Annotated in this window: 29 protein-coding genes; 6 read left to right on the forward strand and 23 right to left on the reverse strand. The window is 36.7% G+C overall.

Annotation, left to right across the window (positions count from 1 at the left end):
- Positions 1 to 69 precede the first annotated feature (69 nt).
- The 11 genes from ACIP9G_RS06425 to ACIP9G_RS06475 form a co-directional block, all read right to left on the reverse strand.
- The gene (locus ACIP9G_RS06425) at positions 70 to 894 is read right to left on the reverse strand and encodes an NlpC/P60 family protein (RefSeq protein WP_401018382.1); all 825 of its coding nucleotides are present in this window, start codon (positions 892 to 894) and stop codon (positions 70 to 72) included.
- A complete protein-coding gene (locus tag ACIP9G_RS06430; protein WP_401018383.1) occupies positions 891 to 1676 on the reverse strand; it encodes a serine hydrolase in 786 nt (261 codons plus the stop codon). The genes ACIP9G_RS06425 and ACIP9G_RS06430 overlap by 4 nt, the downstream gene beginning before the upstream one ends.
- A gap of 7 nt (positions 1677 to 1683) precedes the next feature.
- The gene (locus tag ACIP9G_RS06435) at positions 1684 to 2613 is read right to left on the reverse strand and encodes a S66 peptidase family protein (RefSeq protein WP_401018384.1); all 930 of its coding nucleotides are present in this window, start codon (positions 2611 to 2613) and stop codon (positions 1684 to 1686) included.
- Entirely contained in the window at positions 2610 to 3557 is a 948-nt protein-coding gene (locus tag ACIP9G_RS06440; RefSeq protein WP_401018386.1) for an ATP-binding cassette domain-containing protein, read from the reverse strand. The genes ACIP9G_RS06435 and ACIP9G_RS06440 overlap by 4 nt, the downstream gene beginning before the upstream one ends.
- Positions 3547 to 4608 (reverse strand): ABC transporter ATP-binding protein, encoded by a 1062-nt coding sequence (locus ACIP9G_RS06445; protein ID WP_401018388.1) that lies wholly within the window; start codon positions 4606 to 4608, stop codon positions 3547 to 3549. Before ACIP9G_RS06445 ends, ACIP9G_RS06440 begins: the two co-directional genes overlap by 11 nt.
- A gap of 11 nt (positions 4609 to 4619) precedes the next feature.
- Positions 4620 to 5594, reverse strand: a complete 975-nt coding sequence (locus ACIP9G_RS06450; protein WP_401018389.1) for an ABC transporter permease — start codon at positions 5592 to 5594, stop codon at positions 4620 to 4622.
- The gene (locus tag ACIP9G_RS06455; RefSeq protein ID WP_340824715.1) at positions 5594 to 6538 is read right to left on the reverse strand and encodes an ABC transporter permease; all 945 of its coding nucleotides are present in this window, start codon (positions 6536 to 6538) and stop codon (positions 5594 to 5596) included. The genes ACIP9G_RS06450 and ACIP9G_RS06455 overlap by 1 nt, the downstream gene beginning before the upstream one ends.
- A gap of 141 nt (positions 6539 to 6679) precedes the next feature.
- Positions 6680 to 8506: a peptide ABC transporter substrate-binding protein gene (locus ACIP9G_RS06460; protein ID WP_401018390.1), complete on the reverse strand. Its 1827-nt coding sequence runs from the start codon at positions 8504 to 8506 to the stop codon at positions 6680 to 6682.
- A 24-nt stretch (positions 8507 to 8530) separates the two neighbouring features.
- Complete coding sequence (locus ACIP9G_RS06465; RefSeq protein WP_401018391.1) at positions 8531 to 9595, reverse strand: dipeptide epimerase; 1065 nt, start codon at positions 9593 to 9595, stop codon at positions 8531 to 8533.
- A gap of 21 nt (positions 9596 to 9616) precedes the next feature.
- Positions 9617 to 10411 carry a M55 family metallopeptidase gene (locus ACIP9G_RS06470; protein ID WP_401018393.1) on the reverse strand — a complete coding sequence of 265 codons (795 nt, stop codon included), beginning with the start codon at positions 10409 to 10411 and terminating at the stop codon, positions 9617 to 9619.
- Positions 10408 to 11151, reverse strand: a complete 744-nt coding sequence (locus tag ACIP9G_RS06475) for a M15 family metallopeptidase (RefSeq protein ID WP_401018394.1) — start codon at positions 11149 to 11151, stop codon at positions 10408 to 10410. Before ACIP9G_RS06475 ends, ACIP9G_RS06470 begins: the two co-directional genes overlap by 4 nt.
- A gap of 305 nt (positions 11152 to 11456) precedes the next feature.
- On the opposite strand from ACIP9G_RS06475, the gene ACIP9G_RS06480 reads away from it, so the two are divergent.
- A complete protein-coding gene (locus ACIP9G_RS06480) occupies positions 11457 to 11912 on the forward strand; it encodes a hypothetical protein (protein WP_401018395.1) in 456 nt (151 codons plus the stop codon).
- A gap of 44 nt (positions 11913 to 11956) precedes the next feature.
- Here the strand turns inward: ACIP9G_RS06480 and ACIP9G_RS06485 are convergent, their stop codons facing one another.
- Complete coding sequence (locus tag ACIP9G_RS06485; protein WP_401018396.1) at positions 11957 to 13015, reverse strand: DmpA family aminopeptidase; 1059 nt, start codon at positions 13013 to 13015, stop codon at positions 11957 to 11959.
- A 28-nt stretch (positions 13016 to 13043) separates the two neighbouring features.
- The gene (locus ACIP9G_RS06490) at positions 13044 to 13733 is read right to left on the reverse strand and encodes an aspartate/glutamate racemase family protein (RefSeq protein ID WP_401018397.1); all 690 of its coding nucleotides are present in this window, start codon (positions 13731 to 13733) and stop codon (positions 13044 to 13046) included.
- A gap of 402 nt (positions 13734 to 14135) precedes the next feature.
- On the opposite strand from ACIP9G_RS06490, the gene ACIP9G_RS06495 reads away from it, so the two are divergent.
- Positions 14136 to 15533 carry an alanine/glycine:cation symporter family protein gene (locus ACIP9G_RS06495; RefSeq protein WP_401018399.1) on the forward strand — a complete coding sequence of 466 codons (1398 nt, stop codon included), beginning with the start codon at positions 14136 to 14138 and terminating at the stop codon, positions 15531 to 15533.
- A gap of 136 nt (positions 15534 to 15669) precedes the next feature.
- On the opposite strand, the gene ACIP9G_RS06500 is transcribed toward ACIP9G_RS06495, so the two are convergent.
- From ACIP9G_RS06500 to ACIP9G_RS06515, 4 genes are all read right to left on the reverse strand, one after another.
- A complete protein-coding gene (locus tag ACIP9G_RS06500) occupies positions 15670 to 16200 on the reverse strand; it encodes a DUF1572 family protein (RefSeq protein ID WP_401018401.1) in 531 nt (176 codons plus the stop codon).
- A gap of 154 nt (positions 16201 to 16354) precedes the next feature.
- Positions 16355 to 17005, reverse strand: a complete 651-nt coding sequence (locus ACIP9G_RS06505; protein ID WP_340824729.1) for an amino acid ABC transporter permease — start codon at positions 17003 to 17005, stop codon at positions 16355 to 16357.
- A gap of 62 nt (positions 17006 to 17067) precedes the next feature.
- Positions 17068 to 17877, reverse strand: a complete 810-nt coding sequence (locus ACIP9G_RS06510) for a transporter substrate-binding domain-containing protein (protein ID WP_401018402.1) — start codon at positions 17875 to 17877, stop codon at positions 17068 to 17070.
- Complete coding sequence (locus ACIP9G_RS06515; protein ID WP_340824731.1) at positions 17858 to 18616, reverse strand: amino acid ABC transporter ATP-binding protein; 759 nt, start codon at positions 18614 to 18616, stop codon at positions 17858 to 17860. Before ACIP9G_RS06515 ends, ACIP9G_RS06510 begins: the two co-directional genes overlap by 20 nt.
- 399 nt (positions 18617 to 19015) lie before the next feature.
- Between ACIP9G_RS06515 and ACIP9G_RS06520 the strand changes: the two genes are divergently transcribed.
- Together ACIP9G_RS06520 and ACIP9G_RS06525 are read left to right on the forward strand one after the other, a co-directional pair.
- On the forward strand, positions 19016 to 19753 hold the full coding sequence (locus tag ACIP9G_RS06520; protein ID WP_401018404.1) for a response regulator transcription factor: 738 nt from the start codon (positions 19016 to 19018) through the stop codon (positions 19751 to 19753).
- The gene (locus ACIP9G_RS06525; RefSeq protein WP_401018406.1) at positions 19746 to 21506 is read left to right on the forward strand and encodes a sensor histidine kinase; all 1761 of its coding nucleotides are present in this window, start codon (positions 19746 to 19748) and stop codon (positions 21504 to 21506) included. Before ACIP9G_RS06520 ends, ACIP9G_RS06525 begins: the two co-directional genes overlap by 8 nt.
- A 51-nt stretch (positions 21507 to 21557) precedes the next feature.
- On the opposite strand, the gene ACIP9G_RS06530 is transcribed toward ACIP9G_RS06525, so the two are convergent.
- Entirely contained in the window at positions 21558 to 22166 is a 609-nt protein-coding gene (locus tag ACIP9G_RS06530) for an SCO family protein (RefSeq protein ID WP_401018407.1), read from the reverse strand.
- A 419-nt stretch (positions 22167 to 22585) separates the two neighbouring features.
- Between ACIP9G_RS06530 and ACIP9G_RS06535 the strand changes: the two genes are divergently transcribed.
- Both ACIP9G_RS06535 and ACIP9G_RS06540 read left to right on the forward strand, forming a co-directional pair.
- Positions 22586 to 22750, forward strand: a complete 165-nt coding sequence (locus ACIP9G_RS06535; RefSeq protein WP_401018408.1) for a hypothetical protein — start codon at positions 22586 to 22588, stop codon at positions 22748 to 22750.
- Positions 22751 to 22752: 2 nt separating this feature from the next.
- Entirely contained in the window at positions 22753 to 23127 is a 375-nt protein-coding gene (locus ACIP9G_RS06540) for a type II toxin-antitoxin system RelE/ParE family toxin (protein ID WP_401018410.1), read from the forward strand.
- A 231-nt stretch (positions 23128 to 23358) separates the two neighbouring features.
- On the opposite strand, the gene ACIP9G_RS06545 is transcribed toward ACIP9G_RS06540, so the two are convergent.
- The 5 genes from ACIP9G_RS06545 to ACIP9G_RS06565 all read right to left on the reverse strand — a co-directional run bounded on the left by ACIP9G_RS06545 (position 23359) and on the right by ACIP9G_RS06565 (position 26423).
- Positions 23359 to 23487 (reverse strand): YvrJ family protein, encoded by a 129-nt coding sequence (locus ACIP9G_RS06545; RefSeq protein ID WP_340824740.1) that lies wholly within the window; start codon positions 23485 to 23487, stop codon positions 23359 to 23361.
- Positions 23488 to 23561: 74 nt separating this feature from the next.
- The gene (locus tag ACIP9G_RS06550) at positions 23562 to 23786 is read right to left on the reverse strand and encodes a DUF2922 domain-containing protein (RefSeq protein ID WP_340824741.1); all 225 of its coding nucleotides are present in this window, start codon (positions 23784 to 23786) and stop codon (positions 23562 to 23564) included.
- A gap of 27 nt (positions 23787 to 23813) precedes the next feature.
- A complete protein-coding gene (locus ACIP9G_RS06555; protein WP_340824742.1) occupies positions 23814 to 24029 on the reverse strand; it encodes a DUF1659 domain-containing protein in 216 nt (71 codons plus the stop codon).
- A gap of 215 nt (positions 24030 to 24244) precedes the next feature.
- On the reverse strand, positions 24245 to 24673 hold the full coding sequence (locus ACIP9G_RS06560) for an NUDIX hydrolase (RefSeq protein ID WP_340824743.1): 429 nt from the start codon (positions 24671 to 24673) through the stop codon (positions 24245 to 24247).
- 310 nt (positions 24674 to 24983) lie between these two features.
- Complete coding sequence (locus ACIP9G_RS06565; protein ID WP_340824744.1) at positions 24984 to 26423, reverse strand: sigma-54 interaction domain-containing protein; 1440 nt, start codon at positions 26421 to 26423, stop codon at positions 24984 to 24986.
- Positions 26424 to 26563: the final 140 nt, after the last annotated feature.

A 26563-nucleotide genomic window follows, 5' to 3' on the forward strand; every position in this document is an offset into this window, starting at 1 on the left:
ACCTAAAAATAGCAAACTACGAGGTATTCAACATCCCGACCGTTGAATACCTCTTTTTTCTCTCAAGATTCATTGTTCTTTATAAAATAAGCTCCCAACTGCTGTAATGGTCGTTGCTAAATCTTTACGATATAACGCATGCTGTTCATCTAGACTATTAATATTAACCTCATTGCCACCGAGCGATGAATGTACATAAAGTGTCTGACCAATATACATTGCAACATGACCTGGGAAAAATAATAAATCTCCTTTTTGCATGCGTTCAAATGTTATTTCTTTAATTGGAAAACCTTCTGCGATTTTAGCATCACGGAAAATCGTTACGCCATTTAGCATATAAGCTATTGAACACAAGCCAGAGCAATCAATGCCAAGCGGTGACTTTCCTCCCCAGCGATACGGGGTTGCTAAATAGCTAAGTGCCGTTTGCACGACATTTTTTCGGAAGACATACTCCGTAAGGCTATTTTCTGCAACTTTTTGGAGCAGCCATTGTTGACGTAAATAACCTATTTCTCCTGTCGCCAATTGAATTGCTGCCCATTCCTTATTTAATGGCTCATCTGAAACGACATGCACAACTGACCCTTTTACGAATGTCATTATTATCGAGCTTTGAATTTTCGGTTCTTGTAAAACATCTGCAAAACGCTGGTTAATAACATGTTGGGCTTTTTGAAGCCACGTACTTGTGTTCTGATCATCTATGAGCAAATTCCTTTTCTCACAATAGCCTTCGTAGCGGTAGGCAGTTTGAATATGGACCCAATCGTTCGCTAGCTCCTCTATAACTTGAACAGGCATACCATAGAGGACTTCATCAATCAGCTCCGAAGCACTATCTGGTTTAGCATGTAAATTCGCAATCATAGCAATGACAATTGCATTCATATCGCCTCTCCTTTCAGTCCAATCAGATTGTCATAAACGGCCTTTGATAGATGACCTATTATTTGCCGAGCGATATCATTTTCAGTAACTTCAGTAATAAATACCCCAATACAATAATCTTGAACGTCACTGTAAACAATTCCTACATCGTGGTCAACGCTATCAAGACCACCTGTTTTATGGGCTATTTCCACATCATCGGCTATATACCGTCTTAAAGATTCATGAAATCGCTGGCGGCACAAAATATCAATTACAAGCTGGCTAAATACAGGATTTAGTAGATTTTTTGCATAAATATTGCTAAAAAGATGTGCCATATCACGTGCAGAGGTAATATTGTCAACACCTTTTGCAAGTCGCTCGAAGTCCATCATTTTTCGTTGCACTTGTGTATGTGATAAACCAATTTTACGAAAGAACTTATTAAGTGCATCCATCCCGATAAAATCAATTAATACATTTGTCGCTGTATTGTCACTTGTCGTAATCATCCATACTAACAGTTCATAAATTGTACTTGTCGTTAATTTTTGTTCGCTAATTACACTATAATCGACCCAGTCCTCGCGACTTATCGTCATAACTTGTTCTAATGGCACATTGTGGTTTTCTAAATAATCCAATATGGCGATAAGTATTGGCACTTTAATTAAACTTGCACTAGAGAATGGCTCATCTATGCGTTCTTTAATAATGAACTGATTCGTCTTCAATTCTTTTACAAACATATGCACTTTATACGGAGCGTCATCTATAATATGTTGAATCGTCTGTTGCATAGTTCACCTATCCTATAACTTTAATTTTTTGCGTGTCTGCGTGTACTGTAATTATCCGACCTAAAGGAAGTGACATCGTCGGTAAACAATGACCACAGGTAAGGTCCATTAAAATTGGTTTCTTTAACGGTTTTAAAATCTCCTCAAAAATAGTGTTTAATGATAAGCTACGTTCTGGATGCTTCGGATTATCAGGTCCACAATTCGTCCATGCACCTAGTAACAACCCTTGTGCTTCATCGAGCTTACCAGCTAATTTTAATTGCGTAAGCATGCGATCTACACGTTGCTCGCTCTCATCTATATCTTCCAAAAATAAAATCTTACCCTTTGTATCAATTTCATACGGCGTGCCTAACGATGCCGTTATCAATGTTAAATTGCCACCAACAAGTTGCCCTGTCGCTTTACCCGTAACAAGTGTTGTCATTGGTTGTTGGGGAGGATTTAATAGCAAGCAGTTGTTATCTGTTGCCATCACCTGCTTCATAAATGAATCCCACGTAAATTGATCCATGTTTTGAGCAATAAATTCCGTCGATGGCATTGGCGTATGATAAGTAACAAAACCACATTTTTGATTAAAGGCGATATGTAATGCAGTCACATCGCTATAACCTGCAAACACCTTTGGATTTTCTTTAATCATCTCGAAATCAAGTCTAGGTAAAATCTTCGTTGCCCCGTATCCTCCTCGTATACAGAAAATCCCATCGACATGAGGATTACGGAACATTTCATTTACATCATGCGCACGAAGTTCATCTGAACCAGCTAAATAACCATGTCTTGCTCGACATGTTTCCCCTACTATTACGTTAAAACCGAGTTTCTCAATACTGTCGATTGCAGGGTATAGCTTTTCTGGTGGCGTAGCACCTGAAGCACTGATAAGTCCGATTGTATCCCCTTTTGTTAAAGCTTTAGGTCGAATCATTCGCTTACCTCCACTTTTTTTGATGTACGGTAATTTTCGATTTCCTCTTCGTTTGCTAAAACAAAATGCCCTTGCTCAATTTCCACAAATGAAGGTGGCGCCAAATCATATCGATGCTGTAATGGATTATAAACTTCTACTACTTTCGCCCGCTCCTTATATGGATTTGGCTCAGGTACTGCTGAGAGCAACGCCCGCGTATATGGATGAATTGGGTTAGTAAATAGCTTTTCTGTCTCTGCTAACTCAACAATATTCCCTTTATAAATGACGGCAGTACGATCCGTAATAAATCGTACGATTGATAGATCGTGGGCAATGAATAAGTATGTTAAGTTATTTTTTTCTTGAATGTTCGATAGCAAATTAAGCACTTGCGCTCGAATGGACACGTCTAGTGCGGAAATTGGCTCATCCGCAATAATAAATTCAGGCTCCATCACTAATGCACGCGCAATCCCAATGCGTTGACGCTGACCGCCAGAAAATTCATGAGGAAAACGACTAGCGAATTCAGGCAATAGGCCAACATTTAATAGCGCATTTTGTACTTTTTGCTGACGGTCAGTCTCATCTTTAAAATTTTTCGTATTCATGAGACCTTCTGAAATAATATAGTCTACCTTTGCCCGTTCATTGAGCGATGCCATCGGGTCTTGAAAAATCATTTGAATTTTTTGCGTAATGTCACGGTCCCAATCTTTTGTGATTTTGCCGTTTATTTTCTTGCCATGATACAATATTTGACCACCCGTTACTTCATTGATACGCATAATGGCACGGCCAATGGTCGTTTTCCCTGAGCCCGATTCACCTACTAAGCCGAATGTTTCGCCTTTATAAATATTAAAACTAACATTGTCAATTGCCACGAACTTATTTTTCCCTTTACCAAACACAATGTTTAAGTTTTTCACTTCGACTAATACTTCTTTATTGCTCATTGGCATACAGTCTCCCTTCTTCAAAAAATGCTTGTAGCGCTGTGGGAGGCTCTACTTTTGGTGCACGAGGATCTAATAGCCATGTACGGGCATAATGTGTCTCACTTACTTGAAAAAATGGTGGACGTATTTCGTAATCGATCTTTAAGGCAAATTGATTGCGCGGGGCAAAAGCATCTCCTTTAATTTCCTTAAAAAGGTTTGGAGGGGTCCCCTTAATGGCGTAGAGCTGTTCCCCTTTCGACCCAAGCTGAGGTAAAGAAGAAATAAGCGCCCATGTATATGGATGCTTACCATTAAAAAATACTTCATGTGTGCCACCAACTTCGATAACATCCCCTGCGTACATTACGGCGACACGATCTGCGACTTTTGCTACAACGCCTAAGTCATGTGTAATAAAAACAGTTGTCAGTCCGTATTTTTGCTGAAGATTTTTTAGAAGCTGTAAAATTTGTGCTTGGATGGTTACATCCAATGCTGTTGTTGGCTCATCACATATTAAAATTTTCGGCTTGCATGCGAGTGCAATGGCAATAACAATACGTTGGCGCATTCCTCCTGAAAATTCGTGAGGGTATTGCTTATAGCGCTTCTCTACATCATAAATACCGACATCCGTTAATAATTGGAGTGTTTCTGCATATGCGCTTTTGCCTTTTAGCCCTTGGTGTAACACAACACACTCCTCTATTTGCTTACCGATTCTTTTTAATGGATTTAAAGATGTCATAGGATCCTGTGTAACAATCGCTATTTCTTTACCTCGGATATTCAACCACTGTTGTTCCGTTTTAAACTGCGCTAAATCCATATCGTTGTATAAAATTTGCCCTTGCTCGATAGTACCGTTTTTATCGAGTAAGCCCATGATTGATTTCATGAGCACTGATTTACCTGAACCCGATTCGCCAACAATGGCAAGGCTTTCACCTTTATATAGTTCAAGGGAAATATCTCGAATTGCCGTGAGAACTTGGCCACGAAGTGTAAATTTGATGACTAAGTTTTGAATCGTTAAAATACGGGATTTTGTTTGCTCCACTACCATTTCAATCCCCCCTATACATGATTTTTAGGATCTGCTGCATCTGCAAATGAGTTACCAATAATATAAAATGCTATTGTAATAATACTTAGTACAATACTTGGGAAAATTAACTGATACCTCAAATCTGGTGACATCATAAGAACACGACCTTCGTTAATTAAATTCCCTAATGAAGGTTCGCTAATCGGTAATCCTAAGCCGATATACGTTAAAAATACTTCTGCTCCAATTGCAAATGGAATCGCCAAACTCATCCGAAGCATAATGACAGATATTAAATACGGTAGTAGATTTTTAATAATAATTCGATAGTCTGGTGTCCCCAAACATTTTGATGCTAAATTATATTCTCGATCTCGTAAAATAACAATCTGATTACGGATGAAACGTGCCATTTCCACCCACCCTGTAATGCACATTGCAATAATAATGGTCGAAATGCTAGGCCGTAATATATATGACATTAAAATAAGGACAATTGTTGTTGGAATATTATCTACTACGTTATAAAGCTGAGTAATCGGCATTTCTAATTTACGAGAGAAGCCCCATAGTGTGCCGATTGTAATTCCTACAACCGCTTCAACTAATGCAACAACACAGCCAATCATTAACGATGTCCTTGTCCCAGCCCAAATACGAGACCATAAATCTTGCCCAATCGAATTAGTGCCAAACCAAAATTCAGCGTTCGGTGCAATATTACGTGCCTGTAATCCCGTTTGTTCATCGAGGTATATTTCAGTTGGTGATTTTTGTGCGGGTAAATATGGCTGAAAAATCGTGAAAGCTACAATGATACAAACAATTACTAATAAAAAGACAGCCATGCGGTTTTTCAAAAAAGATTGCCAAGTAGAACGCCAATAGGAATAATTGGAGTAGGCTGTTTCTTCCGCCTGATGATCACTAGCTTCAAAAAATTCAAATAGTTCTGCACGAGATTTGTCTGATATATTATCTATCTCTTCTGTATAAATGCTCATTAGCGCACACTCTCCCCTTTCCCTAATTTAATGCGTGGATCAACGAGTGCCATGGCAATATCTCCTAAAATCAAACCGATAATACCAAGTGATGAAAAAACAAGCACTAAGCCTTGTACAATCGTATTATCCTGCCGTTGAATAGCATCAACTAGTAATCCTCCCATTCCTGGAATAGAGTACAATGATTCAATATAAATAGAGCCAGTGATAGTAAAGAGAATTGTTGCTGGCAAATATTGCGCCATCGGGATAAATGCATTGCGCAGTACATGACTAAACATCAATGTGCGCTCTTTCACTCCTTTTGCACGTGCTAGCTTAATATAATCTTTGTTTAGTTCATCTACCATGTAACGGCGCATCCACATCGCGTAGGAAGCGGTCGGTGCTAACGCCATTGACGTAAGCGGTAATAGCCACGTAATGGGCCTATATTCATCAAAAAGCATCGGCAAATGAAAAATGTCCGTAATATACATTTGAATTACTAAGTAATACACTGCAGCTGGTACAGCTACGACAAACACAATGTAGCCAGTCCCTAGTCGATCCAACCAGCGTCCCTTCATTTGAGCCATCAAAATGCCGAGTGGCATACCGATAAGAAGCGATAAAGCTACAGCTCCTAATCCAAATAACAAAGAATACGTTATTTTATCTGAAATAATTGTGACTACAGGCACATCCGTACGATATGTAACGGATTTGCCTAAATCACCTTGAAATAAATCCGCATAAAAATTCCCCAATTGCACAGGCAGTGGATCACGTAACCCTAAACTTGTTAAATAAGTTTCTTTTTGAGCCGGTGACATTTTTTCTGCCGCTGCCCCTAAATATCCTTCTTCGGGCATTAATCGTAATAACGAGAACACAATCGTGATAATAATAAACAGCGTGATAACAGATTGTAACAAACGCTTTCCTACATACCACAACATACAAAGCTCTCCCCTCCATTTAAATACTTTTACAAAGCATGAAGGAGATGCCGAATCAGCATTTTCGGTCATCTCCTCTGTATTGAAAAATCACCACTTATTGCTAACTGATTGAATCTTGGTAATGATTAATCCACTCGGTTATTTTGTTGCATTCGTTAATGCATTCGCACGTTCCTGCTCCCACTGTGCCAAAGCTGCCTTAAACTCATCATTACTCATTGGTTTTTCTAACACCTTTTGCCCTTTAAACTTCTCTGCTGTCACACCAAATGGTGAGTATTGGGCTTCAAATGGATTTAATTTTGAAGCAACATAACCGCTCCCACCAACGGCGTATGGAATTACAAACGCCTCTTCAATTAGGAAGGCTTCCGCTTTGGCAAATAGGTTATAGCGTTCTTCTGTCTCAATTGTTGCCTTCGCTTTATCCAATAAATTCAAGTAGATTGTTTGACCGTTTGCTTCTGTATACCCTTCCGCTAATTCCGGCTTATTGTAAGTGCCATCCACGCTAAATGGCTCTGTATACGTTGACGGATCCGCATAATCTGGACCCCAGTTTGCTTCTATTAATGCAAATTTACCAGGACGTCGAACTTCTGATAAGAAGCCTGTCGATGGACCCGCTTCTACGATAATATCAACGTAGTCCACACCTAATAATTTTTCGATTTGTTGTTCAATAACTTGTGTACGATTTGCCCAATCTGGCATCCCAGAGTTATATGGCATCAATACCTTTACTGGGAATGTCGCTTTCCCTTCTAGCGCTGCCATTGCTTTTTCCTTAAACTCTAATGCTAAATCTTTGTTAAAGGAATCATTGCTTGTTATCGCAGCTAACGGTTCTAGTTGTGTATAGTCAACTCCTTCAACATCTACAAAATTTTTCGGTGTAATGGTATTACTTAGTAAATCTTGAGGATTAAACGGTTCGACTGTAAGCATCGCTGATACACGATCAAATGCATGGAATAATGATTTTCTGAAATCTTTATTATTGACAGCGACCTTCCAGTTATCAGGTTCATATTCCGCATCAAATTGCGGATTAAAGTTTAAAGCATAGAAATACGAATAAAAATTATTTTGCGTTTGACGTACTTGCGATTTTTTCTTGTCATCATTGAACCATTCGTCAATAATGGATGTTGGAATATCTGCTGAATCGATTTCGCCACGTAAAAATAGCTCTGGAGCAACTGTTGCCGCTTCTTTATTATACTTATAGCGAATTCGATCAATCAGAACATTATCCTTATCCCAATATGTGTCATTTTTCACAAGAACACGCTCATTTTGAGGTTCAAATTTATCTAATATATATGCACCGTTATAAAGGAAGTTCTCACGTGTAGTACCAAACTTATCACTTTTTTCAGCTAAAAACTTTCCATTTACAGGGAAGAAGCATACATAGTTCAACATCGAAAGGAAATAAGGTGTAGGCGCCTCTAAAGTATATTCGACCGTCGATTTATCGATAGCTTTGATTCCCACCTTCGAAAAATCAGTAAGCTCGCCGTTATAGAACGCTTCACCATTTTTTACAACGGTCGCACTCCATACGGTAGAAGATTCATTTTTTGCATCTAACACATAATTGAGGCCATCCACAAAGTCTTGGGCCACAACATCGGCATACTCCTTACCTTCATGCGTAACCCATTTCACATCATCACGTAGCTTAAATGTCCAAACAGTTGCATCTTCGTTTGATGACCATTCTTTCGCTATGCCTGGTTGAACGACACCGTACTTATCGTATTCAATTAGCCCGTCAACTAAATTTGCAGCGACAGCAAATTCATTTGTTTCTGATGTTTTTAAATAGTTTAATGTTTTAATCTCTCCTGAATAAACGACACGGTACTCAGATTTTTTTTCGTCCAAAGAATCATTACTACAGGCAGCACAAAGTAAGGCGACCAGACATACTAAAAGAAACCATTTCCTTTTCATCATAAGCATCCCCCTTAGCTTTTTTTATCATGAAAATCCTATTCCAATTGCATCCGTCATCGTTATTCGATCATTGTTAAAAATGGGACCTCCTGCAATAGGATCATTCATACATAAACTCGGTCCGTCTAAATCTACCATTGTGATATTTTTCTGTGAGGCAGCGAAATGCGCTGCCGCACTGACACTTATTTTGGTTTCAAGCATGCAACCAATCATACAAGGAATGCCATTGGCTTCTGCTATGTTGCATATTTTTTGCGCCTGAAAAATGCCACCTGTTTTCATTAGCTTAATATTGATTAAATCGGCAGCACGTCGTTCGATGATCGTGAAGGCATCTTTTGCTGAAAATACACTTTCATCAGCCAAAATATTAGTGATTGTATTGGCTGTCACATATTGCATGCCGACAAGGTCATCATAGTGAACAGGTTGTTCGACTAATTCGATATTGGCGTCCGCATCTTCAAGTGCACTTATAATTCGCACTGCTTGCTTCGGCGTCCATCCTTGATTTGCATCAACTCGTAATGTTATCGCATCACCTACAGCATCCCGTATTGCCAGCACCCGCTTAGCATCTGTTGCTGGATCCTTTCCAACCTTAATCTTTAGTATTTGAAAGCCACGCTCTACTGCAGCAAGGCTATCTTTTATCATTTCTTTAGTATTATTCACACTGATTGTAATATCCGTTATTAATTCCTTTCGATAGCCCCCTAGTAATTTATATAACGGGGTTTTGTAGTGCTGTGCATGTAAATCATAAAGTGCCATATCAACTGCTGCCTTAGCACTCGTATTTTGATAAAGACTTTTATCTAAACGCTCCATAATGGATGCCATTTCTTCTATATTCATCCCCAAAATTGCTGGTTTAATATAGTGTTCGATCGCATGTGTGATCGAACCAAGTGTTTCACCTGTAATGACTGCAGTTGGTGCTGCTTCACCTATGCCAATGTGGCCATCCTCTGTATGGACATAAACAGCAATATTTTGAATGCTATGAACGGTTCGCAATGCCGTTTTAAATGGCACAATGAGCGGAGCTTCGACCTTCCTTACAACTATATTTTTAATTTTCATTTATTCACCTACAGTCTATTCTTATGTTAAAAACTGTAATATTCGAAGCACTTCAAAATAATCATCTGTTACATATTCGACTGTGTTATGCGGCTTAAACGTTGCGTTCGGATAAAATGAGTTTCGGTAGGCACGTGTATGGTCACGGTAAATAATTTCCACTACAAATCGGTCAGGCAATGTCACTTGTAAGTCATTCCGTGATACTTTCATTGATGCTTCTACAAGTCGTTTTGTTTCTGCGATTGCCAATTGAGGACTGACACTTATTGTTGCATTGCCTACCCCCTCTTTAGTGGCAAATGTTACGATGTTGCTATTGAATGATTGAATCTCTTCCGTAAGCCCAACATCCCCACTGACAAAAGATACTGGAACGCCATGTAGGGAGGCAGCGTACGTATTAATGAGAAATTCACTTGCATATTCGCCGTTTATTTTTATATCTGCAAATACACAAAGCGTATGTGCTAATGGATTGCGCTCGCTTCCTCCTTTACTGTGATACCCAATGAAAATCGCACGATCAAAGCTACGATCAAGTCCTGCTACCATACACATCGGGTCATATGTCCAACCACGAATGACTTTACAATTGATAGGCAAGTTTGCAATATCAAGATTTCGAGCTGAGTCATGGGCATCCTTTAATAAAATTTCCGTTGCACCACCAACTAGCGCACCTTCAATTGCTGCCTCAACTTCCATCGTCATCTGTTTCTGAAAAAAATGATAATCTGGTCCATTCAGTTCTGTCTCGCTCCACGAGGTTGTTCCTGTAATACCTTCAATATCTGCACTTATATAAACTTTCATAAATATCGATACTCCTTTATTAAATAATTTTCAATCTTTGCTTCAATAGCACCGTAATGGGCTTTTTTAGCATTTACCCTTCTCGCCCAAGCAATATTGTGAAAGTCATAATGCCACCATTCCTCAGCATAATTCGTAAATCCTACCGCCGTCATACAGTTATACAAAAGACGACGATGAACACACGCTTCCTTATTTTCATCAGAATGTAGTTCAAAATAGCGGGTTGCTGATTTTTCACTAATTTCATCAAATGCTGTACCAAGATCTAACGCATTGCCTTTATCATCGCCTAGAGTTAAATCAATCGCTCCACCTGTTACATGCGGAACAAAATGCTCTTGACCTTCGCATGGAAAAGCCACATACTTTAACGTCTCTTTAAAAACAGCTTCTTTTGTAAAATTTGGATGTTGATGTTGGATTTCTTCAGAAAAATGCGAAAATAAAAATTGTTGCACCTGGAATGGACGGTATCCGTCATATAAAATAAAGCTATAATTTTCAGGCAATAGCAATAAAGCTTGCTGTAATCGCTCAAAAGCTTCTTTACGCAAATAAATGGATTGTAAACTGTTAGCAATTTGTTGTAGGTAATAAACAGGTTGAGTAAAAATTCTAGATTGTTGTTTGTCAATTTTAATCAAAGGCTCGAAGCTTTTTTGAATGATAGGAGTTGGTTGTTGATTCTTCGGAGTATAATTCACTTCAATCGGCTGATAAATCTTTTCTTGCATCATACCCACCTCTTTGTAGGAAACAAGTAAAATTATTAGATAATTCAGTATTTTCATTGAATATTAACATACCACATAATTGTTGACTAGATAAAAAAAGGATAATGTCAAAATATTAGCTATTCTCTACTGATTACACAAATTATGCTATAAATAGGGGAAAAATTAATACAAGGGGAGAAATTTTAGCTATTTTATAAGTATTTAGCGAATTTTTATATTGAAGGTTGTATAATCCAGCCGAAATAAATCAAATAATGGCATCGTGGTCATTTTGCCTAAAATTGTAGTTTTAAAAGGAGTTTACTATGGAAATAAAAGTGATGGCAGAGGTGTATCGATTAGGAATTACAATAGGATATTTTACAATAAAAGACGTTATTGATTGGGCAGACGCTATTATCGAAAAACTTGAACATCCACCAGTTGAATTAATTGATATTTCTTTATCATCAAAAGCAAAACCGAACGATATCTGTTCATTATTACATTCCTTTTATGGAAGCCCTTATAACGATTCTCCTTTACAAATTCTGCTTGGCATGCTCAGTTGTGAATATACATACTCAAAGAATCTAGGTGAAGTGGCGTCAATGCTATTTAGACTAATTGACTATATTCAGTTAGAGGAACGTGCTGAATGGATATTAAAAGAAATACTGCATTTATCCGATGCTTATTTTTTAGCCGAGCAAAAAATATACGGTGATTTACAAGCAGTAGAAAACGACATAAAGAAATTTTTACAGTTATTTTTAGTATAAAATAAAGAGCTATTGAAACACTTTAGTGCTCAATAGCTTTTCGTTTAATTTTTAAATTTATAAGCTTCTACTACATGACCGTTTCGACCAGTAGTTGTTTGCGCCTGTGAAAGTGAATTTAAAATGGCTTCCTCTGTTGCTTCTGCTGCGGCTGTAAATAACTGATTCATAATTGGGTGATCTTCGCGTAGCTGCTGTCGTGTCTCCAAAAATTGATCTGTACTATGTGAAATAAGTCTTGCCGTCGTAAAGCCAATCACTATATCGCCACTTCCATGAGAATAATGACTACCTGTTCGTCCGAGTCCGATTCCACAGCGTTTAATAACACGAGTTAGTTGGCGGCTACTAAGGGGTGCATCCGTTGCCAACACAATGATAATCGAGCCATCTGTTGGTGATAATACAGTGTTACTTTGAGCATTTGGCACGTTGTAGTGTTCAGTTAAAAACTCTGAGCTATGGCCAAAATTACTTAGAACCATACAACCGACTGTATAGTTGATTTCTTCTCCATTTTCTAATGTCACAATGCGCGATGATGATCCTATCCCGCCTTTATAGCCGAAACAAATCATCCCTTTTCCTGCCCCAACAGCGCCTTCTTCTGCTACATCTTCAGATGCGTTATAAATCGCTTCTAATGCGTGGACTGGTGTGATTGGACATGCCCGAATAGAATTTAAATAACTATCATTACATTCCCCAACAACAAGATTAATCGTCCCTGTGCTATCGCCAATTTCCTTATTCGTCTCTAACATATATTGCAAAGTTCCTTGTGTTACAGCAGGCACACCAAAAGTATTTGTCAGCATAATTGGCGATTCAATCACACCTAGTTCATTTACTTGAACGAGTCCTGTTGTCTTGCCAAAACCATTTAACACATAACTTGCACCAGTAACTTTTTGTTGAAATAAATTTCCACCATGCGGTAAAATGGCCGTTACCCCTGTACAAGCATATGCTCCTTCTTCATTTAACTTTTCATCAAGAGTGACATGCCCTACTTGCACACCTTGTACATCGGTAATACAATTTTTTTTACCTATTGGTAACGTGCCAATAGCAATTCCCATTTCCCGCACTTTTTTTGTCATTTTATCGCTCCTTATCAATGGCCTTTCTCTATTTTAGTGCCTTATCTACAGCGGCTAGCGCATGAATAATGGTCGTGTCGAAAACAGGGACTGGAACATCTTCTTGCTGAATTAACAATCCGATCTCAGTACAGCCTAGAATAATTCCTTGCGCGCCAGATTTCACAAGGCTTTCAATAATCTGTAAATAGGCTTCTTTTGAAGTCCGTTCAATTTTACCTAAACATAACTCTTCATAAATAATTCGATTGATGACTGTTCGTTCTTCATCGTTTGGCACCATTACGTTAATGCCAAACTGTTCGATTCTAGTTTTATAAAAATCTTGTTCCATCGTATATTTTGTACCTAACAATGCAATAGTTTGTAAACCAGCTTGTTGAATTTGAACGGCAGTTGCATCGGCAATATGTAAAATCGGAATTGTAATATTCGTCTCAATAACATCCATTACCTTATGCATTGTGTTTGTACAAATGACAATAAAATCGGCACCTGCTTTTTCTAATGATAATGCCGCTTCCCCTAATATTTCCCCCGCATTTTGCCATTGTCCATTCGCTTGATAATGTTCAATTTCTTGAAAATCAACACTATATAAAATACATTTTGCTGAATGTAAGCCACCCAATTGTTGCTGTACCTTCTCATTAAGAAGACGGTAATACATAGCTGTAGACTCCCAACTCATACCACCAATTAATCCAATCGTCTTCAAATCATCAACTCCTTTTCTATAAAAATCCTCTTTGCGTCATTAACCTCTCCCGTGATTTTATCGTAAATTTTTATTAAAATAGGAGGGAAAAGACTACTTCGTTTGTCAATAACAGCGTTTTCCTTAGTTCTTTATACTAAAAACAATCACTCCTTCTTTACTATTTATAGGTATAAAACAAAAACCAAGATGAATACTAATTTGAAAAGAATTAGCCGCAACCACTGTAGCCAACACCAGCTTTTTTCCTTTACTACTATTTTACCACCATCTAAATATTTACAAAATAACAATTCAGTTCAAAAGCAAAATATCATTTTATTATTATGAATTTTCAATAATTTGATGTTTAATTAAAAAAAAGTGTAAAATAAAAACTTATTGAAAAAAGGAGGAAGATAAATGGAATGGATTTCAAATATTGTAGATGACACGAATAATATTTTATGGACGTACCTCTTAATTATATTATTATTAGCAGCTGGATTATATTTTTCAATTGGCTCTAAGTTTGTACAAATACGTCTTTTCCCTGAAATGTTTCGTTTAATAGCTGAGAAAAGAGATGGTGAATCTGGTGTTTCTCCGTTTCAAGCTTTTACGATTAGCGCAGCGTCGCGTGTAGGTACTGGTAATATAACTGGTGTTGCACTTGCCATCGGTGTTGGTGGCCCGGGCGCGGTATTTTGGATGTGGATTATTGCCATTCTCGGTATGGCTACAGCTTTTATTGAAAGCACACTGGCTCAAGTTTATAAAGTAAAAGACGGTGATACTTTTCGTGGTGGTCCTGCCTATTATATAGAAAAGGCATTAGGACAACGTAAGCTAGGAATCGTTTTTAGTATTCTCTTAACATTGAGCTTTGGCTTTATTTTTAACGCTGTACAGTCAAATACGATTGCTACTTCTGTAGGTGAAGCATTTAATATTAAACCAGTTGTTATTGGCATTCTATTAGTTGTGCTAACGGCGATGATTATTTTCGGTGGTGTACATAGAATTGTTAAATTTACACAAGTAATTGTACCTGTAATGGCCGTATTTTATTTACTCGTTGCTCTTTACGTCGTTGCAACAAATTTAGGAGAAATTCCAACAGTGTTCAAGCTCATATTCTCTCAAGCTTTTGGGCTTCAAGAAGCGGCTGGCGGGGCGATTGGAATTGCCATTATGCAAGGTGTTCGTAGAGGATTATTTTCCAATGAAGCCGGTATGGGTAGTGTGCCAAACGCAGCTGCAACAGCCAATACTTCACACCCTGCTAAACAAGGTCTCGTGCAAAGTTTAGGCGTATTTTTTGATACAATTATGATTTGTTCAGCAACTGCTTTTATTATTATTTTGGCAGGCTTATACAAAACAGGTGAAAGTGATGGGATTATCCTTACGCAAAACTCATTAGCTGTACATGTTGGCGATTGGGCACCTTATTTTATTGCGATTAGTATTATTTTCTTCGCATTTAGCTCCGTTATTGGTAATTATTATTACGGCGAATCAAATATTGAGTTTATCAATGCGCACAAAGGCTGGATGACTGTATATCGCATTTTAGTACTTGCCATGGTAATGTTCGGCTCAGTAGCTCAAGTGCAACTTGTTTGGAACTTAGCCGATCTATTTATGGGGCTTATGGCGCTAATCAATATTACGGTTATTATGATTCTCGGTAAAATAGCATTCCGAGTTTTAGACGATTTCACGCAGCAACGTAAAAAAGGAAAAAACCCTGTCTTTTACTCAAAATCTATCCCAGAATTGAAAAATACAGAATGCTGGGAAGATGACCGATCATAAAATAAATGCCATCCATCAAGCTTAATCTTGATGGATGGCATTTTTGTACCGTTTGATGTGCCAGGTACCCGAACAATTTAGAATATTCCACCAATAGTGCCAGGCACCCAAACAATTTTGAATTTTGCCAGTTGTGCTACCCCTTTTTTATCATAGCTTCTGTGAACGCCTGCGATTGCCCTCTTGGAATACTCAATGTATTCCACTCGTCCCCTTTTATTTGCTTCCCTACGTAGACAATTTGCCCGACATGTGAAGCATAATGCGCCATCTGTCTTTCAATAGCATCTATCACTGTATGCTGCTGTCCTCTTATTGTGATGTTCGCCAACAAATCTGTTGTTGTTAAACTATGTAAAGCATTAAAAAATACTTGCCAGCCCTTTTCCCAAATAGCTATTAACTCTTCTTTAGTATCAATGCTATCAATAAATTCATCATCACGATTCCTTGCCGTTTTCTCGCCATCCGTTAATAAAAAGTCAGTCCATCTTGAAATCATGTTTCCGCTAACATGTTTGACAATGACCGCAATACTATTGGACTCCTCGTTGAAAGCCCAGTGCAATTGCTCAATGTCTAATTGTGCAATTGTTTTATCGCCATCCGCTTTGACAGATTTAAATCTCTCGAGTACAACGTTTAAATATGTTTCGCCTATGCTCATACAAAACTACCTCCCCTTATTTGAAGCCGGAATATTCATATTATAACAAGTGCCAGTCACCCGAACAATTTTGAATTTTGCCAATCTTTTCAGTGTCAGGCACCTCAACTCAAAAAAAAACTGTAGCAAGCGTACTCGTTGCTACAGTGTCCCTTTAATGACGCGTCTGTAAATTCAAACGCTTTTCCATTCTATTGAAAATAAATGTAAATGCTAATACTAGTATTAAATAAAATGCACCAGTAACCATGTATGTTTCTAATGGACGATAGTTTGCGCCCGCAATGGCTAATGTAGTACTCCATAAATCTGACATACCGATATAAGCAACAAGCGCAGATTCCTTCAATAATATAATGAATTGATTACCTAGTGGTGGAATCGCTCTTCGCATAGCTTGAGGTAAAATTACTCTGCGCATCCCCAACGTCTGGGACATCCCTAACGAACGAGCCGCCTCCATTTGACCACGATCGATTGACTGAATTGCACCTCGGAAAATTTCAGAAATATACGCTCCATTATGGACAGCTAAAGCTAATACACCCGCCCAAAAAGAAGGCAGCGTTAGGAACGAAGAAATACCAAAATATAAAATAAAAATTTGAACAATCATCGGTGTACCACGGATAATGGCTAAATACACTGCCGCAAAATATTTCAGCACTTTTATTTTTGACATATTAAAAAAGGCAATAATTAACCCGACAATACTACCTAAAACTAATGAACAAATCGTTACTGAAAGTGTTACCCATAGTGCATCAAAAAGCATTTTATAATTCGATTGAAAAATTTCTAACATCTATTCACCCACTCTGTTGTCATCATTGTTGTAAGGTAACGGAGAAATGTTTTCTCCGTTACTCATTTACTAACTCTTTCGTCCATTAAGTTAAAGCCAAACCATTTTTCACTAATCTTTGCATATGTTCCATCCGCAATTAGTTGTGCTAATGCTATATTTAACTTTTCTTTTAATTCCACATTTTTCTTATTAACTGCAATTGCTTGTTCATTTACTGCTAATAAATCCCCAACAGCTTTAACTGGTATTTTCGCTTCATCGATAGCAAGCTGTGCAAAAATATTATCTGCCACAACAGCATCTAACCGACCTGTCTTAATATCCATCAATGCTGCAACATCACCTTGCGGATAAGTTATAACATTTTCCTTAGCCGTTAATTTTAACGCATCTGTTTCATAATTTGTGGCAGGTACAGCACCAATTACTTTGCCCTCTGCATCTGCTCCGGATTTAATCGTCGTATTATTTTCAGCTACAAATAGTTGTGAGCCTGAACGATAGTAAGTATCTGTGAAGCTAACAACCTTTAAGCGCTCCTCAGTGACTGTCATACTCCCTAAAATCGCATCAAATTTATCGTCTAAAAGACCTTGTATAATAGATTCAAATGGAAAAGTCATAGGGACAGGTTTCATGCCCATTTTTTCAGCTAACGCTTCTCCAAGTTCTACATCAAACCCTACTAACTCACCATTTTCCTTATAGTTAAATGGCTTATAAATTCCACTCATTGCATAAACAAATTCCTCTTGTTCAGTACCTGAAGATGCTGCTTTTTTCGGATCATCATTTGAACTACAGCCTACTAAAAGACCTACCCCTAAAGTTAAAGTTGCTAATAATGCTTTAAGCTTGAACCGTTTCATGTTTACTACCCCCTATGTGTAAAATTCTATTTAAAAATTGCTTCGTTCGTTCATTTTTTGGATTATCAAAGAAAGTATCTGGATGACCTTCTTCTAAAATTTGTCCACCTTCCAAAAAGACGATATGATTCCCTACTTCACGCGCAAAGCCCATTTCATGCGTCACAATAACCATCGTCATACCATCATTAGCAAGCTGCTTCATAACTTGTAGTACCTCCCCAACTAACTCTGGATCTAATGCAGAGGTTGGTTCATCAAATAACATCACTTTTGGCTCCATCGCTAATGCACGTGCAATGGCTACCCGTTGCTTTTGACCGCCCGATAAACTATCAGGGTACATTCCCGCCTTATCACGTAACCCTACTTTTTCAAGTAAATCATATGCATAAGCAGTTGCTTTTTCTTTTGACTGCTTTTTTACAAAGATTGGTGCTTCAATTATGTTTTCAAGTACTGTCCGATGAGGGAAAAGATTAAAATGCTGGAACACCATACCTACCTCAGCTCGAATTTTATTTAAATCAGTTTTTGTAGCCTGTATGGCCTGTCCTTCAATACTTATTTGTCCTTCGTCATATAACTCTAAAAAATTTAAACAACGTAACAATGTGCTTTTTCCTGAACCACTCGCTCCAATTAATACAACAACATCCCCTTGCTGTACTTGTAAATCTACCCCCTTTAAAACTTGTAAGGGGCCAAAGGATTTTTTTAAATTGTTGACTTGAATCATTGCTGTCACCCTTCCTGCAAACACTTCGGTCTCATTCGACATTTCACTGTTTTAATTGGTGTTACTCGACTTTTTTGTCTACTATTATATTTTGATATTTTTCTACTAAGTTAAAGACTCCCCCTCGTTCATAATCCCCTTGCACATTTGTTAAATATATCAATTATCTGAAAACACTAAATTGCTAAATAATTAATATACTTTTAATTAAACCGTAATAATATTGTTGAAAAAAGGGCTATTATTAGACAAAATAGTATCTTTTTTTAATATGTTAGTCCCTTACACTTACTTAAAGTATCAATTTTCAACATTTAAGATTCATAAACTTTATAAATAGAGTATGATAAAAAGTAATTATTTTAATATTTCTAATTATTTAAAAGGTGATGATTTGCGATGTATAAACTATTAATTGCTGACGATGAGTTTGAAATTCGTAATGGCTTAAGCAGTTATTTTCCATGGGAAGAAATTGGTTTTGAAATAGTTGGTGCAGTTGAAAATGGTATAGAGGCTTTAGCTTTTATTAATAACCATCATGTCGACGTGTTACTCACGGATATAAGAATGTCAGAGCTAACAGGAATCGAAATTGCTAAACAGCTCGATGAACAAAAATCACCAATCCATGTCGTATTTTTAAGTGGTTACAAAGATTTTGATTATGCACAGCAAGCTATCCAATATGGTGTCAAAAACTATATAACCAAACCAACAAAATACAGTGAGCTTGTCACAGTTTTCACAAAGATTAAAGCACAGCTCGACGAAAAATATGTAACTTTTAAAACGGACTTTAATCAAGATAAGGTCATTGAAACGATATTAAAATATGTTAACGAGCATTACCAACATGCTTCCCTTGAAGGTGCATCACAGCTAGTTCATTTAAATCCAGTCTACATCAGTAAATATTTCAAGGAAAAAACAGGCCGCAACTTCTCTGATTTTGTCGTAGAAGTAAAAATGGAAAAGGCAGCGATTTTTTTAAAAAACCCTGACTATAAAATTTACGAAATAAGTGAATTAACGGGTTATAGCAATGCTAAAAATTTCACTCGGACATTCCGTAAATATTATGGTAAAACACCTCGTGAATATCGAAACGAGGAGTGTGATCTTCACATTGACTAACCATTACATACGCACCTATTTTTTAAAAAACTTAATTAGCTTATTAATACCAATGCTTATTCCACTCATTGTATTAGGGGCATTATCCATTTTTTTAATTCAACAATATGTATTACAGGATATTATTGATCGCAATACAGATCTTTTAACGCAAACAAAGGAAAATATCGAGCTTATTTTTTATGAGCTCGATTCGTTAAATAGCTATATTATTTCTAGTACAAATCAATTTGACAACCTGCAGCAGCTTATGGATAAGCCAACACTTACTCATCAAGACTATAAGGACCTTGTCACATTAAAAAATTTTATTGATGCACCAAAAGAAGCTAGAGAATATATCCACTCGATATACATCTATGTAAAAAACGATTCTGGAAAGTATTTATCGACGACAACAACTGGTTTGGTCGAATTAAGAAATACACTCGATTTTAATTGGTATCACAGCTTTGTGACCCATCTCGGTTATGAGGAAACGTGGGCTGAATCAAGGACCATTAAACGTATAACGAATAACCAAATGGATACACCTTTAAATATTATTACGATGTATCGGACCATTCCTAAAAATAACGGCGTGCTTGTGTTAAATATTAAAGCAGACTATTTACAGCAACAGCTCGCGTCATTGTCAACGACAGTTGGACGCAATTTAGTCATCGTGGACAATAAAAATAATATTATTTTTAACGAGCAAAATTATGAGCTAGGTAACCGAATTATACAAAGGCTAACATCTAATCCTAATTCATTTTTTGATATGACGATTGATGGCAAGCCATACGTTATTTCTAAAATGGAGTCATCAAAATATGACTGGACATTTTTATCGATCAATCCTAAAACGAGTCTTTATCAAGTACCTAAGAAGCTGTTGAAGCTTGTATTATTTCTTTCAGCGATTTGCATCATCGGCAGTGTCATCTATGCCTACTGGGTAACAAGAAAAGCAACTGTTCATATGCGAAAAATATTAGCTATTTTCCAATCTGCTGAACAGGGCGGTGCATTACCTGACATTTCAATCCCAGTTAATGATGTGTATAGTCTAATTACACATAAAGTTTTATTGAATTTTACGGAACAAAATACTTTGAAAAGAAAGCTAGCTGAGAAAAAATACAAGGAGCAAACGTTAGAACTAGCCGCCCTACAATCCCAATTGAACCCACATTTTTTATTTAACACACTGGAAACATTGAACTGGCGCGCGATATCGTTAACAGGGAAACCAAATGAATTAAACGACATGATTGATAATTTAGCGACGATTCTCCGCTACTCACTAGATGATGAATCAAGTATGGTTCCAATAATGGAGGAAATTAAATACACGAAGCATTATATTGATATTTTGAAAGCGCGTCATCAAAATCAATTTCACGTTCTATGGGAATATGATGATGATATTATGCCATTTAAAGTGAAAAAGTTGACGATTCAGCCGTTAATTGAAAATGCCATCGAGCATGGGAAACCAAAAAAGCAGCTTTGTCAGATTAAAATTAAAATGACCGTTCAAGCCGATTTGATGACCTTAGTCGTTATCGATAATGGAAAAGGCATGGACAGAAGTCAGCTACAAATCGTACGTGAGCGTCTTCAGCAAAATGAGCAATACAGCCATATTGGGTTAAGTAATACACACAAGCGACTCCTCGTCGCCTTTGGTGAGCATGGAGGGCTTACGATTTTAAGCAAAAAAGGTTGGGGAACAGTCGTTAAGATGAAGATTCCGTTGAAAATATAAACGATTGCGCAAAAAAGCTAGTGCTATATCCATTTAGCACTAGCTTTCATTTTATAAGTTTTCCTCTATATATGTTTCTAAATCGCCCACGATCGTATCGATTGGTACATCTGATGCGTCCTTCGCATAGCCGTCATATTGTTTTACAAGGATACCATCTTTATCGACTAAGAAAAATTGGATACCGTGGATAACTTGATCTGAATTCGGGTCATCTTTTACTAGTAATTTTGTGGATTTCACTGCAAATTGTTCAATATATGACTGAGAATACCCCGTAAGGAGATTCCATTTCGATTCATCAGGTACGGTATATCTTGCTAAATAGTCAGCTAGCACTTCAGGTGTATCAACTTCAGGATCTACTGAAAAAGCAACAAGATTATAATCCTCTATTCCTTTTTTCATAAGCTTTTCTTGTATTTGCGTCATGTTAAACGTCATGGGTGGACAAACTGAATTACAATTCGTGAAAATATACATACCTAACCAAGGTTTGCCTTTTAAACTTTCAAGTGAAACATTTTCTCCACGTTGATTGACATGGTCAAAATCTTGTATTTCATAACTATAATCAGCTTTAAACTTCACATTTCCACATGCACTAAGTGCTGTAACTAAAGCTAATAGTAACACGAATCCTATTACCTTATTTTTCATCTTCACACACTCCCTACCAACATTACCCTCATCTTATCGAATGGTGTAAGCGTTGACAACTACCTGTAGTGACAGCTTTCTTACATCTTTGTGAAATCACCTATCCTTAATCGAAACAAGTACATCATGTATCGCATCAAGCTTTACTTCGACGCGGTGCAAAACAAAATAACAGTAGAAATGCTGCCGCCACCCAATTCAATCCAGACATCAAACAAATAAGACATGTTGTGTTGAAATTTAACAAAATAGTCTATCGAATTATAGTAAAATCTCAATGAATATACTGAAAAGCTTGATAGATTGACGCAATTTGCTATGATTTATTTAAAGGATTGCACACCGTCTATGCTTAATATATATAGTTGTATTTAAATAAGGCGGTGAGTTTAGTGTGTGATAAGGAGGAAAAAAAAGATATGACAACTACTGAAACTATAAAAAAAGTCTCAAACAAGTCCATTCCCTCTAATAGAAATCATCAAATATCAAATGCAATTCAAGAAGTTGATTTAATTGAACAAAGCTTACTACCTAAAAAATCAGCACGTTCTTTTTTAAAAGATTTACGTGAAGAGAAATAGTAATGAAGTATAGAGTTAACACAACTCCTACATTTGAAAAGGAGTTTAAGCGATTACTAAAGCGGTATCCAAAGATAGTTGATGATTTTGAAGCATTAATTGATGAAATCGAAGTAGGTGCTGAATTAGGCGAACCTATCCAGGGTATAGGTGTAAAATTCGAAAATAGTAAAAAAAGGTTTAAAATTTTCAAAAAAAGAATGGCAAATACAAGTGCGAAGCAAGGTAAGTCTGGTGGATTTCGAGTTATTATTTATTTGATTACAAGTAATAATCTAGTATATTTATTGGATATATACTCGAAAAATGAACAAGAAAATATTTCTACAAAAGATATTATAAACTTAATTAAAAAGAATGAACCACAACTTAAATAATGTTAAGTTTAAAAAAAGAAAACTGCGACGTTTCTAGATTAACGTGACGCTCACAATAAGTCTCCACTATAGCGACATCAAGTTTTACAGAAAAAGTGTTAGATATTAAATAATCTAACACTTTTTCTCATTGTGTTTCACACTCTATATTGTCAATTTAATTGAGGAATGTCTTGGTAGCATGCAAAAAAAAGTTAGCATATCACTTTAGCATAATGCTTCTGTGTGAAATCACCTATCCTTAATCGAAACAAGCACATCATGTATCGCATCAAGCTTTACTTCTACTCGATGTAATAAATAAAACGACATGAGGATCGGAAAGCCAATATTGGATACCATATTCAGCCACTGTTCCATACCGCACCCTCCTTTCGACATTTTGCTGACTTCTTAAAAAGGGTCTTTGCAGTTTAGTGCAAAGACCATTTCAATCAATTCATACCTAGTTCAAATTCTGAAACTTGACGATCAATTATTCGTGCACCTTTCATGCCAACAAAAGCACCAGCTTGTCCACCAAATACACTGTTCGTAATAATCGTTTGCATTACTTGTTGTATTTCAGCAGGTGTAACATTTGGCTTCGGTGCATCAATCGCAATCGTTGCCGTCTTCCCCATCTCTGTTTCAAACTGTAACTCTAACACTTTTGCCATTTTAATCACCCCTTGTTTTTACTGAATTTACGATAATTCTGTTGTTTCTTGCTTCATAATACTGTCGAGTGGCTGAGATGAAAGACTTGCAATCGCTTTAGCTACCGCTACTAACGCCGCTGTTGTATGCGTACCATTTAAATTACGGTATGTTTTGATTGCGAACTTCGGCTCATTTTTTTCATTGTGTCCTGCTAAATACTTTAAGCGAAGCGTAGCACCTAAAAAATTCGTTTTTTGCATCGGTAACACCCCCTTTCTGCACACTATATACGTCTATTTCTTATGCAAAGGGACATTAATTTGAAATTTTATTTTGAAACAAGCAGCAGTTTACCACCACAAAATAAACTACCGTGAAAAATACACTACTAAAAAAGCCGTCCGACTATCCGAACGACTTAACAATATTTTATTTGTTTCTTTAGAGTAAGAAGGTTCCTAACTCAAGTAGCTATTCAAAGCAAATCGAATAATCCATCGGGAACTAAAGTTAATTTATTATTTGTAAAATCACTAATTGCCTTCCATAGCAATTTGAACGTTGCACCATTATCTTCTTTTCCAAGAAAAGAAGGGTTTGCATAAAAGGACTTGTCTACAAATTCAGCATCATATACAAATACTACTTCGTGTCCAAGGTCACCGTTATATGTAAATATGTTTTCAATTGTTCCTATATAGTTTAAATTATGTATATTTGCCTCTATTTCTTCAAGTACTTCTCTCTGTATTGCTTGCGCACTTGTCTCTCCGAATTCAATTTTCCCACCAATTGGCCGATAGTAAAATTCCCCTTTTACTTCATCAAAACCTTCGGCGACAAGTATTAAATCGTCATTTCTAAATAGACAGATTGCTTTTGCTATAATTTGCTCAGCCCTCATTCTATACCTCCAAACGCCAACCGTCAGTGAATACTTCTTTTTAATACCAATTAGGTACTGCTCATCACGGATTGGTCTTATTTATTTTCTCAGATATGATATGGCAAATCATAATCGTAAATGTAAATATAAATGTATGCATCAATGCTTCAAGAAAAGGATATTTACGGTTAAATAGTTGAACAACTAGCATTAAAATAAAAGCTAAACTATAAAAACTATAAAAAAATGTTCTTTTCAAATAAATTTTCCACTTCCTTTATCCTTCATTTTTAACGATAGAGATTTTCTGACTCCCCCTCTTTAAACGTTATTCCGTACTAGTCAAATTTTTCGTTTCTGTAATGTTTAAATTATATTTTTTGAACCTTCTTGCAATATACGCCTGGGTGACGCCTAGTTTAGCAGCTGTTTTTCTTGTACTTTGAAGTTGATTATACGTTTTTTCAATAATCTCTTTTTCAATATGATTAAGGTATTCGGTTAAGGATTGACCTTCAGGCAAGGTATCCAGCATATTAGCTGTCTCTTCATGACGAAAGTCACTCGGAAGGTCCTGTTCATTAATCACTTTATTGGGAGCAGTAATGACCAATCGTTCTAATAGATTTTCTAATTCTCTAATATTTCCTGGCCAATCGTAGTTATATAAAATATTAGTTAGCTTACCAGATAAGCTACGGTCTTTTTGATATTTATTATTATATTTTTTTAAGAAAAAATCTAAAAGAGGTACGATATCTTCCCTGCGTTCCCTCAAAGGAGGGATAGTTAGTGGCAAGATATTTAAGCGGTAATATAAATCAGCCCGAAATTGTCCAGCTTTCGTCATTTCTAGTAAATTAGCATTTGAGCCAGCAATGACTCGAACGTCTGCTTGATGGACTTGTGTATCTCCAATCGGTGTATACGTTTTATTTTGAAGGAACAAAAGTAATTTAGACTGTATTTGCAATGGGAGTTCACTAATTTCGTCAAGAAATAATATGCCATTTTCCGCAGCAGCGATGAGCCCTATTTTTCCGTTATTATTGGCTCCTGTAAATGCACCTTTCTTATAGCCGAAAAGCTCCGATTCAATTAAAGATTCAGGAATAGCACCACAATTTAAGTGGACAAAAGGTTTGTCACTGCGGTTACTTAATTGGTGCATTTTTTGAGCAAAAGCGCTCTTCCCTACGCCTGTTTCCCCCGTAATTAAAACGGTTGTATCCACATCTGCCACTTTTTCAAGCCACTCAATAGCAGCGTGAAAAGCTTTACTTTTTCCAACAAATGTTTCTAGCTCTTGCTCTTTATTTTGATGCCTAATCATTTCCCGAATTTGGTTTTTATAACGTTGTAAAAGATCTTCTGCCTTTTCTAATTCCATATTCATATTAAATGCTTCACTTAGCGTGCGAGCATGGGTAACAATAAATTCAATTTCACCATTTTCGTCAGTAATATAATCCCCAGATACTAGTAATTTCTGGTTGTTCTTTATAACTTGGACTGTATTAACAAACTGCTTATTTTTCAATACAAGACGGGCAATTGAAGGTGAAAATAACCCCCTTTTTTCCATGTCAAATACACTTTGATTGATTAAGTCCACTTCATCAACATCAAACAGTCCCCGCTTTGCAGCATCATTTACCCAAATGACGGTTCCATTTTTATCAAGTACCCAAATACCATCCTTAATAGTGTTCATAATATCTAAAAAAAATTGATTCTTTTCATCTTGAAAAAGAGCTAATTTATCCATTCGAATCACCAAATTCTATATTATTTCATTCAATTCTATCAAAGTTTAATAAATAATCTATAAAAATGAGCCGTTCTATTATTTGTTAATCAATAAAATAATGTCCATTTACAGGTCAATAGTAAAGAAAAACAGTATTT

The sequence above is a fragment of the Lysinibacillus sp. NPDC093197 genome, from assembly GCF_044754025.1.
Classification (GTDB): Bacteria; Bacillota; Bacilli; order Bacillales_A; family Planococcaceae; genus Lysinibacillus.

Coding starts and splice junctions, on each gene's coding strand:
- ACIP9G_RS06425 (WP_401018382.1), bottom strand. CDS start 894: ATGAATGCAATTGTCATTGCTATGATTGCGAATTTACATGCTAAACCA.
- ACIP9G_RS06430 (WP_401018383.1), bottom strand. CDS start 1,676: ATGCAACAGACGATTCAACATATTATAGATGACGCTCCGTATAAAGTG.
- ACIP9G_RS06435 (WP_401018384.1), bottom strand. CDS start 2,613: ATGATTCGACCTAAAGCTTTAACAAAAGGGGATACAATCGGACTTATC.
- ACIP9G_RS06440 (WP_401018386.1), bottom strand. CDS start 3,557: ATGAGCAATAAAGAAGTATTAGTCGAAGTGAAAAACTTAAACATTGTG.
- ACIP9G_RS06445 (WP_401018388.1), bottom strand. CDS start 4,608: ATGGTAGTGGAGCAAACAAAATCCCGTATTTTAACGATTCAAAACTTA.
- ACIP9G_RS06450 (WP_401018389.1), bottom strand. CDS start 5,594: ATGAGCATTTATACAGAAGAGATAGATAATATATCAGACAAATCTCGT.
- ACIP9G_RS06455 (WP_340824715.1), bottom strand. CDS start 6,538: ATGTTGTGGTATGTAGGAAAGCGTTTGTTACAATCTGTTATCACGCTG.
- ACIP9G_RS06460 (WP_401018390.1), bottom strand. CDS start 8,506: ATGATGAAAAGGAAATGGTTTCTTTTAGTATGTCTGGTCGCCTTACTT.
- ACIP9G_RS06465 (WP_401018391.1), bottom strand. CDS start 9,595: ATGAAAATTAAAAATATAGTTGTAAGGAAGGTCGAAGCTCCGCTCATT.
- ACIP9G_RS06470 (WP_401018393.1), bottom strand. CDS start 10,411: ATGAAAGTTTATATAAGTGCAGATATTGAAGGTATTACAGGAACAACC.
- ACIP9G_RS06475 (WP_401018394.1), bottom strand. CDS start 11,151: ATGATGCAAGAAAAGATTTATCAGCCGATTGAAGTGAATTATACTCCG.
- ACIP9G_RS06480 (WP_401018395.1), top strand. CDS start 11,457: ATGGAAATAAAAGTGATGGCAGAGGTGTATCGATTAGGAATTACAATA.
- ACIP9G_RS06485 (WP_401018396.1), bottom strand. CDS start 13,015: ATGACAAAAAAAGTGCGGGAAATGGGAATTGCTATTGGCACGTTACCA.
- ACIP9G_RS06495 (WP_401018399.1), top strand. CDS start 14,136: ATGGAATGGATTTCAAATATTGTAGATGACACGAATAATATTTTATGG.
- ACIP9G_RS06500 (WP_401018401.1), bottom strand. CDS start 16,200: ATGAGCATAGGCGAAACATATTTAAACGTTGTACTCGAGAGATTTAAA.
- ACIP9G_RS06505 (WP_340824729.1), bottom strand. CDS start 17,005: ATGTTAGAAATTTTTCAATCGAATTATAAAATGCTTTTTGATGCACTA.
- ACIP9G_RS06510 (WP_401018402.1), bottom strand. CDS start 17,877: ATGAAACGGTTCAAGCTTAAAGCATTATTAGCAACTTTAACTTTAGGG.
- ACIP9G_RS06515 (WP_340824731.1), bottom strand. CDS start 18,616: ATGATTCAAGTCAACAATTTAAAAAAATCCTTTGGCCCCTTACAAGTT.
- ACIP9G_RS06520 (WP_401018404.1), top strand. CDS start 19,016: ATGTATAAACTATTAATTGCTGACGATGAGTTTGAAATTCGTAATGGC.
- ACIP9G_RS06530 (WP_401018407.1), bottom strand. CDS start 22,166: ATGAAAAATAAGGTAATAGGATTCGTGTTACTATTAGCTTTAGTTACA.
- ACIP9G_RS06535 (WP_401018408.1), top strand. CDS start 22,586: ATGACAACTACTGAAACTATAAAAAAAGTCTCAAACAAGTCCATTCCC.
- ACIP9G_RS06540 (WP_401018410.1), top strand. CDS start 22,753: ATGAAGTATAGAGTTAACACAACTCCTACATTTGAAAAGGAGTTTAAG.
- ACIP9G_RS06545 (WP_340824740.1), bottom strand. CDS start 23,487: ATGGAACAGTGGCTGAATATGGTATCCAATATTGGCTTTCCGATCCTC.
- ACIP9G_RS06550 (WP_340824741.1), bottom strand. CDS start 23,786: ATGGCAAAAGTGTTAGAGTTACAGTTTGAAACAGAGATGGGGAAGACG.
- ACIP9G_RS06555 (WP_340824742.1), bottom strand. CDS start 24,029: ATGCAAAAAACGAATTTTTTAGGTGCTACGCTTCGCTTAAAGTATTTA.
- ACIP9G_RS06560 (WP_340824743.1), bottom strand. CDS start 24,673: ATGAGGGCTGAGCAAATTATAGCAAAAGCAATCTGTCTATTTAGAAAT.
- ACIP9G_RS06565 (WP_340824744.1), bottom strand. CDS start 26,423: ATGGATAAATTAGCTCTTTTTCAAGATGAAAAGAATCAATTTTTTTTA.